Annotated in this window: 11 protein-coding genes; 9 read left to right on the top strand and 2 right to left on the bottom strand. The window is 70.7% G+C overall.

The genetic code is table 11. The features are described from left to right. Position 1 precedes the first annotated feature (1 nt). The 4 genes from DEJ49_RS11770 to obgE all read left to right on the top strand — a co-directional run bounded on the left by DEJ49_RS11770 (position 2) and on the right by obgE (position 3718). Positions 2-1354 carry a phospholipase D-like domain-containing protein gene (locus DEJ49_RS11770; protein ID WP_150184090.1) on the top strand — a complete coding sequence of 451 codons (1353 nt, stop codon included), beginning with the start codon at positions 2-4 and terminating at the stop codon, positions 1352-1354. 188 nt (positions 1355-1542) lie between these two features. After that, positions 1543-1863, top strand: a complete 321-nt coding sequence (gene rplU / locus DEJ49_RS11765) for a 50S ribosomal protein L21 (protein ID WP_055566950.1) — start codon at positions 1543-1545, stop codon at positions 1861-1863. Between the two features lie 14 nt (positions 1864-1877). Then, on the top strand, positions 1878-2132 hold the full coding sequence (gene rpmA / locus DEJ49_RS11760; RefSeq protein WP_150167684.1) for a 50S ribosomal protein L27: 255 nt from the start codon (positions 1878-1880) through the stop codon (positions 2130-2132). 137 nt (positions 2133-2269) lie between these two features. Next, positions 2270-3718, top strand: coding sequence for a GTPase ObgE (gene obgE / locus DEJ49_RS11755; protein ID WP_150184089.1), 1449 nt, complete (start codon positions 2270-2272; stop codon positions 3716-3718). Positions 3719-3805: 87 nt separating this feature from the next. Here the strand turns inward: obgE and DEJ49_RS11750 are convergent, their stop codons facing one another. Then, complete coding sequence (locus tag DEJ49_RS11750) at positions 3806-5896, bottom strand: hypothetical protein (RefSeq protein WP_150184088.1); 2091 nt, start codon at positions 5894-5896, stop codon at positions 3806-3808. Between the two features lie 313 nt (positions 5897-6209). Between DEJ49_RS11750 and proB the strand changes: the two genes are divergently transcribed. From proB to DEJ49_RS11725, 5 genes are all read left to right on the top strand, one after another. Next, positions 6210-7337, top strand: coding sequence for a glutamate 5-kinase (gene proB, locus DEJ49_RS11745; protein WP_150184087.1), 1128 nt, complete (start codon positions 6210-6212; stop codon positions 7335-7337). 215 nt (positions 7338-7552) lie between these two features. Then, positions 7553-8041, top strand: a complete 489-nt coding sequence (locus tag DEJ49_RS11740) for a hypothetical protein (protein ID WP_150184086.1) — start codon at positions 7553-7555, stop codon at positions 8039-8041. Positions 8042-8129: 88 nt separating this feature from the next. Continuing rightward, on the top strand, positions 8130-9422 hold the full coding sequence (locus tag DEJ49_RS11735; protein ID WP_150184085.1) for a glutamate-5-semialdehyde dehydrogenase: 1293 nt from the start codon (positions 8130-8132) through the stop codon (positions 9420-9422). A 50-nt stretch (positions 9423-9472) separates the two neighbouring features. Further along, positions 9473-10087 carry a hypothetical protein gene (locus DEJ49_RS11730; protein ID WP_150184084.1) on the top strand — a complete coding sequence of 205 codons (615 nt, stop codon included), beginning with the start codon at positions 9473-9475 and terminating at the stop codon, positions 10085-10087. Between the two features lie 79 nt (positions 10088-10166). Beyond that, positions 10167-11276 carry a hypothetical protein gene (locus DEJ49_RS11725; protein WP_150184083.1) on the top strand — a complete coding sequence of 370 codons (1110 nt, stop codon included), beginning with the start codon at positions 10167-10169 and terminating at the stop codon, positions 11274-11276. Here DEJ49_RS11725 and DEJ49_RS11720 read toward each other — a convergent pair. Next, entirely contained in the window at positions 11273-12355 is a 1083-nt protein-coding gene (locus DEJ49_RS11720) for a M48 family metallopeptidase (RefSeq protein ID WP_150184082.1), read from the bottom strand. The two genes, DEJ49_RS11725 and DEJ49_RS11720, sit on opposite strands and share 4 nt — an antisense overlap. Positions 12356-12400: the final 45 nt, after the last annotated feature.

Here is a 12400-nt window from a genome sequence, read left to right as displayed (position 1 = left end):
GATGGCGCACGCGCGCCTGCGAGGCACGGGACGACACCGTGCGGTGAAACCGGTCAAGGGCGGCCGTCAGGCGGTGGCACTCGCCACGGTCCTCTCGGCGGCCGGGATCCAGGCCGCGGGGTCCGTGGGGACCGCGTCGGCGGACGCCGGGTCCACCTGGACCGAGGGGCCGATCTTCAACGACCCGAAGGGTGACGTCGACGCGCAGCACGCGATCCGGACCCGCCTGATCGAGCTGACGAACTCCGCCGTGCCCGGCTCGACGATCAAGGTCGCCGTCTACCACGTGTGGGAGGCCCCGGTCGTCGACGCGCTCGTCGCCGCCAAGAACCGCGGCGTGCACGTGCAGATGCTGCTCGACGAGACCAGCAAGAGCGACCGGCCCACGAACACCGCGTACAACACGCTGAAGACGGCGCTCGGCACGGACAAGACCAAGACGTCCTTCGTGTCGCTCTGCCCGACGGGGAAGTCCTGCCTGGGCGACCCGAAGTACGGCAAGTCGATCATGCACAACAAGTTCTGGCTGTTCTCGGAGGTCGAGGGCGCCAAGGACGTGGTCGTGCAGACCACGTCGAACTCGACGCCGTCGGCGCACACCAAGTTCTTCAACGACGCGCTGCTGCTGCCGAACAACCCCGCGATGTACGACGCGTACGCGGACTACTTCACGGACATGCTCGGCAAGCGCTGGGCCGACTGGGACTACCGCACGGTCAGCAGCGGCCGCTACAAGGCGTACTTCTTCCCGCGCAACGGCACGGTCAACGAGACCGACACCATGTACTCGGTCCTGAACAACGTGAAGTGCACGTACAAGGACGCCGCGGGTGTCACGCAGCACACCAAGGTCCGTGCCGCGATCTTCAAGATCACGCGCAAGCAGATCGCCGACAAGCTCGTCTCGCTGAAGAAGGCGGGCTGCTCGGTGAGCATCCTGTACGCGGAGACGGACAGCGCGAAGAGCCAGGGCGGCACCCCGGGCACCTGGGAGCAGCTGCACACGTCGGGCGGCCCCTCGGTGCGCTGCTACAACGACGACAGGGACCCGCTGCACCCCGGCACCCGCCTCACGACGCCGTACATCATCCACTCGAAGTACCTGCTGGTCGACGGTGTGTACGACGGCAAGCGGAACAAGGTCTCCTTCACCGGCTCGCAGAACTACACGGCGCCGGCGCTGCGCGAGAACGACGAGGCGATCGTCAAGATCGACGACGACTCGGTGCACGACACGTACCGCTCGCACTTCGACCGCACGCGGGCCGTGGCCTGGCCGGGCAGCGCGGACAAGACGGACCTGTGCAAGGGCGTCAAGCCGCTGCCGCCGGACGGTGAGAAGCCGGTCACGTGACGGGGGGTGCGGGGCCGGTTTGACCCTTCCGGGGCGGCCCCGTAACCTTGACCGTCGGCGTGTTCCTATGCACGCCCGCCCCCTGTAAACCTTTTTCCTCTCGTGGCCCCGGCCGTGAGAGAGGCCGCTTCCGCTTCTGCGGGCGGCTGGACTGCGGGGGTCCCGTTCCGAGCGAGAGAGAGATCCGCGTGTACGCCATCGTGCGCAGCGGTGGTCGCCAGCACAAGGTTGCTGTCGACGACATCGTTGAGGTTGACAAGATTTCCACTGCCAAGGTTGGCGACACGGTCGAGCTCTCGACCCTGCTCGTTGTCGACGGCGACGCTGTGACCAGCGACCCGTGGGTGCTGGCCGGCATCAAGGTCCAGGCCGAGGTCGTGGACCACCACAAGGGCGCGAAGATCGACATCCTTCGCTACAAGAACAAGACCGGTTACCGCCGTCGTCAGGGTCACCGCCAGCAGTACACGGCGATCAAGATCACCGGCATCCCCACGGCTGCGAAGTAAGGGACTGAGACAAGATGGCACACAAGAAGGGCGCATCGTCCACTCGGAACGGGCGCGACTCCAATGCTCAGCGGCTCGGCGTGAAGCGCTTCGGCGGTCAGCTCGTCAACGCCGGTGAGATCCTGGTCCGCCAGCGCGGCACCCACTTCCACCCGGGCTCGGGCGTCGGCCGCGGCAAGGACGACACCCTGTTCGCGCTGGACGCCGGTGCGGTGGAGTTCGGTACCCACCGTGGCCGCAAGGTCGTGAACATCGTTCCGGCCGCCTGAATCCGTCTTTCCGACTGATCAAGGCGCTCGTCGAGCGAGTTCTGCGAGGGCGGACCTCTTCCCGGTGATCGGGAAGCGGGTCCGCCTTTCGCGTGTTACAGCTAAGACATTTCCGTAAGTTTCAGGAGGCACCAACCATGACCACCTTCGTGGACCGCGTCGAGCTGCACGCCGCCGCGGGTAACGGGGGCCACGGCTGTGCCTCCGTCCACCGTGAGAAGTTCAAGCCGCTCGGGGGCCCCGACGGCGGGAACGGCGGCCGCGGCGGTGACGTGATCCTGGTTGTGGACCAGGACGTCACCACGCTCCTCGACTACCACCACAGCCCGCACCGCAAGGCCACCAACGGCCAGCCCGGCGCCGGCGACAACCGCTCCGGCAAGGACGGCCAGGACCTGGTCCTGCCCGTGCCGGACGGCACGGTCGTCCTCGACAAGCAGGGCAACGTCCTCGCCGACCTGGTCGGCCAGGGCACCACCTTCGTCGCGGGCCAGGGTGGCCGCGGTGGCCTCGGCAACGCGGCGCTCGCCTCCGCCCGCCGCAAGGCACCCGGCTTCGCGCTGCTCGGTGTGCCCGGCGAGGAGCGGGACGTCGTCCTGGAGCTCAAGACCGTCGCCGACGTGGCGCTCGTGGGCTACCCGAGCGCCGGCAAGTCCTCGCTGATCTCCGTGCTGAGCGCCGCGAAGCCGAAGATCGCGGACTACCCGTTCACGACGCTCGTCCCCAACCTCGGCGTGGTCACGGCCGGCTCGACCGTCTACACGGTCGCCGACGTGCCCGGCCTCATCCCCGGCGCCAGCCAGGGCCGCGGCCTCGGCCTGGAGTTCCTGCGGCACGTCGAGCGCTGCAGCGTCCTCGTCCACGTGCTCGACACGGCGACCCTGGAGTCCGACCGCGACCCCGTCTCCGACCTCGACGTCATCGAGGCGGAGCTGCGGGAGTACGGCGCGGGCCTGGAGAACCGGCCGCGCATCGTCGTCCTGAACAAGATCGACGTACCCGACGGACAGGACCTCGCCGACATGGTCAGGCCCGACCTGGAGGCGCGCGGTTACCGCGTCTTCGAGGTGTCCGCCGTCGCGCACAAGGGCCTCAAGGAGCTCTCCTTCGCCCTCGCCGAGCTAGTGGGCGAGGCGCGTGCCGCGAAGCCGAAGGAGGAGGCGACCCGCATCGTCATCCGTCCCAAGGCCGTGGACGACAGCGGCTTCACGGTCACCCGCGAGGAGGTCGGCGGCGAGCCGCTGTACCGCGTGCGCGGCGAGAAGCCGGAGCGCTGGGTGCGCCAGACCGACTTCAACAACGACGAGGCCGTCGGCTACCTCGCGGACCGCCTCAGCCGCCTCGGCGTCGAGGAGGAGCTGATGAAGGCGGGCGCGCGCAACGGCGACGGCGTCGCCATCGGCCCCGAGGAGAACGCGGTCGTCTTCGACTGGGAGCCGACGATGATGGCGGGCGCGGAGATGCTCGGCCGCCGCGGCGAGGACCACCGTCTGGAAGCGCCCCGTCCGGCCGCACAGCGCCGCAGGGACCGCGAGGCGGAGCGGGACGAGGCGCAGAAGGAGTACGACGACTTCAAGCCCTTCTAGCAAGGCCTGCTGGAACCGCGTACGAACGCACGAGAGGGCCCCCGGAGCTTCCGAGCTCCGGGGGCCCTCTCGTGTGCGTTCAGACCGTCACGCGGTGACCGAGTCCTCCGCGCCGTTCGACTCCGACGGGTCCTGCGCCATCTCCTCCGCCGCTTCCTCCGCGACGCGCTGGCCCGGGATGTCCGCGTCGACGCGGGTGGCCATGCGGACGCGGCGGGCGTCGGCCTTGGCGCTGAGCGCGAGGGCCGCCGCGTTGAAGCGGACCAGGGAAGGCGGGTCAGAGGGGCCCAGGAGGTGCTCCTTGAGCTCCGCGCGGGCCTCGGCGTGAGAGTCGAGCTCCGGCGCGCGAACGGCCTTCAGAAGGGCAGCCACGCCGTCCGCCTCGGGCGTCAGAATCGTCGCGGCGGACGCCGTCGGGAAGCTCGCGCGGAACTCCGCCTCGGACATGCCCGCCGTGTTGGCGACCGCGTACGGCTTCTCGCTGCTCAGCCAGTCGGAGACGACCGACGAGACGTCGCTGATCAGCAGGTCGGCCTGGTTGAAGCAGCTGAAGATCGCGGGGCGCGCGGTGGTGATGATCTGGTGCTCCCACTCGGGGAACGACGCCCAGAACGCGGTCTCCCACGCGGCCGTCGCGGCCGCCACCGCCGCCTGCTGGTCGCCCTCGGGGGCGCCCTGGAGCATCATGCGCTCCTGTTCGTCCGCGCTCTTGCGGAAGGTCCGCGCGGTGAGCCGGTCCAGGTCCGCGGTGCGGCGGACCAGCTCGGCCGCGGCGTCGGCGCCGGGACGGGCACCGGACCGCTTCGCGTTGGCGGCCAGGATCATCGCCTTGATGCGCTCGTTGGCGGCGCCCGCCGCCGGGTTCTGCGAGCCGGTCATCGGGTGCGGCTTGTAGAGGAGGCGCACGCTCGGGTCCGCGAGGAGCTCGCGGACGATGTTCTCGCCGGCCAGGACCACCGAGGTGTTGCCGGGGTTGCCGTCCCAGCCCTCCCAGGTGGGGGCGTACAGCACGGTCGTGTACGCGCCGGTGGGCGCGCCCGCGTACGGGCGGATCGGTGACAGCTGCGGGCGGCCGACCTCGACGACGTCCTTGTCCTCGACGCCGATGTCCGCGAGCTGGTAGCGGTCGCGGGCCGCGGGGCCCGCCACCCACACCTCGTCGTACGCCTTCGCATACGGGTTGCAGGAGGAGAGCTTGTCGCTCTCGCCGTGGTTGATGAAGGCGTGCTTGATCGTCGGGATGCGCAGGACCTGCGAGGTCTTCGCGGCGTTCGCCGGGTGCAGCATCATCTTCAGCGTCGACGTCTCCAGGGAGAACATCGTGGCGACCTTCGGGAAGCAGATGATCGGGACGTCCGTCGCGTCGATCTTCTGGACCATGAAGCGCTCGCGCAGCACGATCAGCGGCTTGCCGTCGAGCTCGGAGAGCGTCGAGAGCCACATGTTCGCCTGGTACGCGGACGTGGTGCCGCCGGAGAAGTACATGGCGACGGTCGGCTTGTAGGCCGCGAGCCACTCGTCGAGCCACTCCATGACCTTCTCGTCGTTCTTCGCCCGCTTCTTCGGGAGCAGCCAGGTGGCGAGGTACAGCGCGCCCGCGCCGATCAGGACGAGGGAGACGGCGAGCCCGATGCCGCCCCAGTACGCGTCGGTGGTCGCCGCGGTGACCAGCAGGCCGACCGTCGTCGGGACCGAGAAGGTCAGCAGACGGTGGGCCTGGCGCCGGGAGAGGATCCGCGGCGGGGCGGCCGTCAGGTGGAGCTTCGACGTGTCGATGTTGCGCGTCACGATCGGCAGCGAGCGGGCGCGGCGCACCAGCACGGCGACGGCCTGGCAGCCGAAGTGCAGGGCGTAGAAGGTGAGCAGCCCGATCGTCAGCGGCGACTGCTCGGCAAGCGGCTCTATGCCGTCGATGCGCAGCAGGCCGACGAGGATCAGCATGTCGCGCAGGAGCTGGCGCACCGTGACGTCGAAGCGGATCTTGCCAAGGAGGGAGAGGAGGCCCGGCTGCTTGTACTGCAGATAGATGTCGAGCGCGAGGTTCGCGGCGGCCGCGGCGACGAACACCGGGACGTAGGGGATCAGCGCGGTCGCGAGCTGTGTCGCGAACAGCGCGAACATCGCGAACAGCGCTGACAGCTGCACGATGCGTCGGGGGGCGAGTCCGGCAGAGGGCACGGGCTTTGGCTCCTGGCGGGGATGAGAAGAGGGGATGGGGGGGAACCGAGTGAAGACGAAAAAAGTCGAAAGTCGACCACTGACCGTATGACGCGCAGTGGGTCCCTAGCAATCTTCCGTGACGTCAATCACCGGATAAAGGGGCAAACGGACTGAACCTCGGAGGTGTCTTTCGCCTCTGACGGGAATGCGCCCGCCCGCCTCCGGGCCCCGGTCCGCGCCTCGGAATGGGCAGGCGCCCGGCCCGCGCCCTCACGTAGATTGCAGGTCCGGGACCGCGGGTCCGGGGCATCGGGATCATTTGGGGAAGAGCGTGGCATCGGCAAGGCAGTCAGTGGCAGAGGCCCGGCGGGTCGTCGTCAAGGTCGGGTCGTCGTCCCTGACCACCGCATCGGGGGGCCTGGACGCGGACCGTGTCGACGCCCTCGTCGACGTGCTCGCCAAGAGCCGCGACGGCGGCCTGCGCGAGATCGTGCTCGTCTCCTCCGGCGCCATCGCCGCCGGACTCTCCCCGCTCGGCCTCGTGCGCCGCCCCAAGGACCTCGCACGCCAGCAGGCAGCGGCCAGCGTCGGCCAGGGCCTGCTCGTGGCCCGCTACACCGCCTCCTTCGCGCGCTACGGCGTCCGCGTCGGACAGGTCCTCCTCACCTCCGACGACATGGCCCGCAGGGCACACCACCGCAACGCCTCGCGCACCCTCGACCAGCTGCTCGCCATGGGCGCGCTGCCCATCGTGAACGAGAACGACACCGTCGCGACCGACGAGATCCGCTTCGGCGACAACGACCGGCTCGCCGCCCTCGTCGCGCACCTCGTCCACGCCGACCTCCTCGTCCTCCTCTCCGACGTGGACGGCCTCTACGACGGCGACCCAGCGAAGCCCGGCACCTCCCGCATCGACGAGGTCAGGGGCCCCACCGACATGGCGCACGTCGAGATCGGCAGCGCGGGCAAGGCCGGCGTCGGCACCGGCGGCATGGTCACCAAGGTCGAGGCGGCCCGGATCGCCGCCGCCGCGGGCATCCCCGTCGTCCTGACCTCCGCCAGCCACGCCGGGGACGCCCTCGCGGGCCGCGCCACCGGTACGTACTTCCACCGCACCGGCCGCCGCTCCGCCGACCGCCTCCTGTGGCTGCAGCACGCCTCCGAGCCGCGCGGCGCCCTCACCCTCGACGACGGGGCGGTGCGCGCGGTCGTCGAGGGGCGCAAGTCGCTGCTTCCGGCCGGGATCGCCGCCGTCGAGGGCGACTTCACCGCGGGCGACCCCGTCGAGCTGCGGGACGCCGCGGGCCGTGCGGTGGCGCGTGGTCTGGTGAACTTCGACGCCAAGGAGATCCCGTTGCTCATCGGCCGCTCCACGAGGGACCTCGCCAAGGAACTCGGACCTGCGTACGAGCGGGAAGTCGTGCACCGGGACGACCTCGTCCTGCTGCCCGGATAGCACTCGGGAAAGCCCCAGGTCGCGTCCGACCGCCCGTCCCGCACGCCTCGTGGGCCCCGGCCGAAAACCATCGCGCACGGCCCCCGCCGACGGGCCCGCGGAAGGTGAAACTCCCCAAAACCGCCCCGCGGCACTGCTTGGCCTGCTCAACTTTGTTGAAGACAGTTCTGCACGACCGTTGCGTATCGGCACACCATTGCGTAAAGGAGGCCGTCGTGAGACGAGTGCGCCCTGGGGCGGCGTCCCGCGGCTCGGCTGAGCGGGCGCTGACGAGCGTCGCCGCGGGGACGGCGTACGAGAGCGATCCGCATCAGCCACGCGCGGCCGACGCGGGCGACGGCCGCGATGCCGAGCCGACGGAGACGCCCCGCCTCTGGCACGTCACGCTGAGCGTCTCGGGCAAGGAAGCGCCGTTGGACGAGGTCAGACGGGGTCTCGAACAGCTCGCCCACGACCATCCCTTTCTGCTGACCAGCAGATACGCGCCGGACCACGCCGAGATCCGCTACTGGGAAGAGGCCCGCGACCTGCACGACGCCGCCGCGGTCGCCCTGCGCCTGTGGGGCGAGCACCGGCAGAGCGCCCAGCTGCCGCCGTGGGAGATCGTGGGGCTCGAGGTGATCGGCCGCGACACTTACCACCAGCGCATCGCGGAGGGTTACGGACCGTTACCGGCCACCCCCGTCGGCGTGCACCCCTTTTGAGCCGTAGTCCCGCGGGACACCGGACGGACCGGTCTCGGGAAGTGGAACAGCGGGTGGACGCCCCGCACACGGGGATTACCCTGCGGGCATGACGTCGCTCTCTCCCGTCTCGCCCTACGACAACCTCTCGCCGGTCGCCCAGACCGCCTACCGCGCCCGCGGCGCCGCCGCCACGCTCGCCCCGCTGCCGCGCTCCGCCAAGGACGACGCGCTGCTCGCGATCGCGGACGCGCTCGAGGTGCGGACCGCCGAGATCGTCGAGGCCAACGGCAAGGACACGGAGCGCGCCCGCGAGGCCGGCACCAGCGAGTCCATCGTCGACCGGCTCACCCTCACCCCCGAGCGGGTCCGCGCCATCGCCGCCGACGTGCGCGACGTGGCCGCCCTGCCCGACCCGGTCGGAGAGGTCGTCCGCGGCTCGACGCTCCCCAACGGCATCGACCTGCGCCAGGTCCGTGTCCCGCTCGGCGTCGTCGGGATCATCTACGAGGCCAGGCCCAACGTCACCGTGGACGCGGCGGCCCTCTGCCTCAAGTCCGGCAACGCCGTCCTGCTCCGCGGCTCGTCCTCGGCGTACGGGTCGAACACGGCCCTCGTGCGCGTCCTGCGCGACGCCGTGCACGGCGCAGGACTGCCCGCCGACGCCGTCCAGCTCGTCCCGGGCGAGAACCGCGACTCCGTGCGCGAGCTCATGCGCGCCCGCGGCCTGGTCGACGTCCTCATCCCGCGCGGTGGCGCCTCCCTGATCAAGACGGTCGTCGAGGAGTCCACCGTCCCCGTCATCGAGACCGGCACCGGCAACTGCCACGTCTACGTGGACGCCGCCGCCGACATCGACATGGCCGTCGACATCCTCATCAACTCCAAGGCGCAGCGCCCCAGCGTCTGCAACGCCGCCGAGACCCTGCTCGTGCACCGCGACATCGCCGACGCGTTCCTGCCGCGCGCCCTGGACGCCCTCGCCGAGGCCGGCGTCACCGTCCACGCCGACGAGCGCGTCATCACGTACGCCGAGGGCAGCAAGGCCACCGTCGTCCCCGCGGCCACCGAGGACTGGGAGACCGAGTACCTGTCGTACGACATCGCGGCCGCCGTCGTCGACACGCTGGAGCAGGCCGTCGAGCACATCCGGCTGTGGACCTCCGGGCACACCGAGGCGATCGTCACCACCTCGCAGCAGGCCGCCCGCCGCTTCACCCAACTCGTCGACTCCACCACGGTCGCCGTGAACGCCTCGACGCGCTTCACCGACGGCGGCCAGTTCGGCTTCGGCGCCGAGATCGGCATCTCCACCCAGAAGCTGCACGCGCGTGGCCCGATGGGACTGCCCGAGCTGACCTCCACCAAGTACATCGTCACGGGCGACGGCCACATCCGCTGAATTCCCCTTTGCCCTGCCCAAATTGACCGTTCCAGGTCTAGGCTGGAGGGGTGCCGGAGGACGTGGGGGGCACGCCGTCGTTCCCTGACGGCTGGGAGCCCGACGACGACCGCGACCGCGGGGGTGCGGACGAAGAGTTCGCCTCCGTGGTCTTCGACGAGGACTTCGTGCGGGCCGCGGAGATCCATGAACCGACCGCCGTGGAGCGGTTGTTGGCCGCTGCCGAGGCGCGCGCCGAGGCCTCCGAGGCGGAGGCCCGCAGGGCGCGCACCCGCGGCCGGGCCCACGACACGGCGGACGACGAGCTCTACGAAGACGGCTTCGGCCCGGACGACGGACCCGGGTTCGCCCGCGATGACGACCTCGACGACGCCTACGAACGCGATGCCCCGGACGGGGGGTACGGCCGCCCGGGCCGCCACCCCGGCCAGGTCCGCTGGCACCGCCCCATAGCGTGGATGCTCGCCCTCCTGATGGGCATCGGCATGGTCGCCCTCGCCTTCACCGCCGTCTACCGAGGAGCCTCGTCGGGCGGCTCGGGCCAGGTGCCCGCGCCCGCCTCGACCGAGGTCGGGCAGAGCGCCGACAACGAAGCGTCGCCCAGCCCCTCCGTCTCCGCCGAGTTCAGCCAGTCCGCGGTGCCCGCGACGCCACGCACGCCCTGAGGCGCACACGTGATGTGTTGTCAGAAGTTGTCGTGTACCAGGGCGTTTACCTGACGGCCCGGAGACCTACCCTGAAGGTATGGGCGGGCCAGGAGATCCACCCGCGGGGACACCCGAGGGCGCTGCCGGCGGTGGCGAGGACGAGTACCGATCGGTTGTCTTCGACGAGTCGTTCGTGCGGGCTGCCCGCCTCCAGGAGTTCTCCGCGCAGGAGCGCATGGGCGACCACACGCGCGCCGTCCGCCGCCGCCCGGGACTCCACCGGACCCTCTCCCGGCAGCTGTTGATCCTCGTCGTGCTGATCGCCGTCGCCTTCGGCACCGCGATCTACATCGGCCTGCGCAGCCCGTACCAGTCCCCGGCCGCCAAACGCCCCGAACCCCTGCGCATGACCGTGACGCCCCTCGCCCCGACCGGCCGCGTGCCGGGCTCGAAGAGCGTCTCCGACCTGTACGCGCACAGCCCCGCCGCCGAGTTCCGCGTCGGCGCGGGCGGCATCAACCTCCCGCCGGTGCGCCGCACTTCACACTTCTCGGACAGCCAGGTGATGGGGGCGCTCGTCACCGCCAAGGACTACCTGGTCGAGTCCGCCCTCGACCCGGACGTGCTCGCGGGCGGCTCCCCGCGCGACGTACGCCTGCTGATCGATCCGCAGCAGTACGCCCAGTTCGACCGGAGTTTCAACCGTCCGGCGGCCGACGGGCGGCATGCGGCGACGGGGTGGCTCGTGCGGTTCGACCCGGCGCGGGCCGCGCTCGCCGACCACCGGGTCAGGGCCGAGGGCACGCTGCGGATCGTCGAGACCGACAAGAACACGCTTGAGGTGACCTCGGATCACACGTTCGTGTATGCCCTCCGGGGCGTCGACCGCGAGGGCACGCGGCGTGCCAAGGGCGCCGACGACGAGCGGGCGCGGGCGTCGCTGTTCACCGTCCGCCGCGAGCTGCACTTCCGCTTCGACCGCGACGACCTGCGCATGCACCGCGCCGAGGTGCTGACCTCCGCGACCCAGGCGGGCCCGCTGGCCTGCGCCGCAGGGTCGGCGGACCACCTGCGACCGCTGCTCGCCGGGGAGCGGGCGAAGACGGGCGGCCCGGCCGGCACGGATCCGTACGCGACCGGGGGAGCGACGCCGCTGTGCGGGTCTCTCGCGGCGTCGGCCCAGCCTTCGCTGTCGGCGTCCGGCTAAGGCTGCTTGTCCTCGGGCGCGCCGTCGCCGTTGTTCGAGCCCGTGAACCTGCCGCGGAGCTTGCCGCCGAGGTCGCCCGCGCCGCCCGCGATGTCGGTGACCAGCTTCATCAGCGGGTCCTTGCTGTTGCGGACGTTGTCGGCGTACGACGACGCCGACTGCCGGAAGGAGTCGGAGACCGACGTGTCCTTGTCCTCGTCGCGGCGGGGGTAGTGGCCGTCCATGATCCGCTGGTGGTCCCGCGACTCGGCCCACTTCTTCAGCTCGGCGGCGCGGACCGCGGCGAAGGGGTGCGTGCGCGGCAGGACGTTGAGGATCTTCAGGACGGAGTCGCGCAGGTCGCCCCCGGCCTCGTACTCCTCGGCCTGCTCCAGGAACGCGTCCACGTTCATCTCGTGCAGGTGGTTGCCGCCCGCCAGCTTCATCAGGCCCCGCATCGAGGCCTTCAGGTCCTGGCCGACCAGCAGGCCCGCCCGGTCCGCCGACAGCTCCGACTTGCGGAACCACTCGCGCAGCCCCGTCACGATCGCCATGATCGCGACGTTCCCGAGCGGGATCCACGCGACCTTCAGGGCGAGATTCGTGAGGAACAGCAGGATCGTGCGGTAGACCGCGTGGCCGGAGAGGGCGTGGCCCACCTCATGCCCGACGACCGCCCGCATCTCCTCCTCGTCGAGCAGTTCGACCAGGCCCGTGGTCACGACGATGATCGGCTCGTCCAGGCCGATGCACATCGCGTTCGGGTTCGGGTCCTGGTTCACGTACATCGGCGGGACCTTCTCCAGGTCCAGGATGTAACAGGCGTCCCGCAGCATGGTGTTGAGGTGCGCGAACTGCGCGTCGGACACACGTACGGAGTCCGACAGGAACAGGAGCCTCAGGCTCCGCTCGGGGAGCAGGCCGCTGAGGGCCTTGAAGACCGTGTCGAAGCCGCTGAGCTTGCGCAGGGCCACCAGGGCCGAACGGTCCGCCGGGTGCTCGTAGGCGCGCGAGGAGATGCCCGGGAAGCGCCTGCGCTGCCGGCTCGGCATCCGCTCGTGGCCCTCGCCGCCCCCGCCGTGGTGGTTGTCGTCGGTCATGCCGCATCCCCCATGTCTCGTCCTCTCGTGCCCCCGAGGTGGGGC

Origin of the sequence: Streptomyces venezuelae, from assembly GCF_008642335.1 — a bacterium.
Classification (GTDB): Bacteria; Actinomycetota; Actinomycetes; order Streptomycetales; family Streptomycetaceae; genus Streptomyces; species Streptomyces venezuelae_F.
Note: the sequence above shows the minus strand (reverse complement) of the source record. Positions and strands in the feature narration are given on the sequence as shown.

Coding starts and splice junctions, on each gene's coding strand:
- DEJ49_RS11770 (WP_150184090.1), top strand. CDS start 2: ATGGCGCACGCGCGCCTGCGAGGCACGGGACGACACCGTGCGGTGAAA.
- rpmA (WP_150167684.1), top strand. CDS start 1,878: ATGGCACACAAGAAGGGCGCATCGTCCACTCGGAACGGGCGCGACTCC.
- obgE (WP_150184089.1), top strand. CDS start 2,270: ATGACCACCTTCGTGGACCGCGTCGAGCTGCACGCCGCCGCGGGTAAC.
- DEJ49_RS11735 (WP_150184085.1), top strand. CDS start 8,130: ATGACGTCGCTCTCTCCCGTCTCGCCCTACGACAACCTCTCGCCGGTC.
- DEJ49_RS11725 (WP_150184083.1), top strand. CDS start 10,167: ATGGGCGGGCCAGGAGATCCACCCGCGGGGACACCCGAGGGCGCTGCC.
- DEJ49_RS11720 (WP_150184082.1), bottom strand. CDS start 12,355: ATGACCGACGACAACCACCACGGCGGGGGCGGCGAGGGCCACGAGCGG.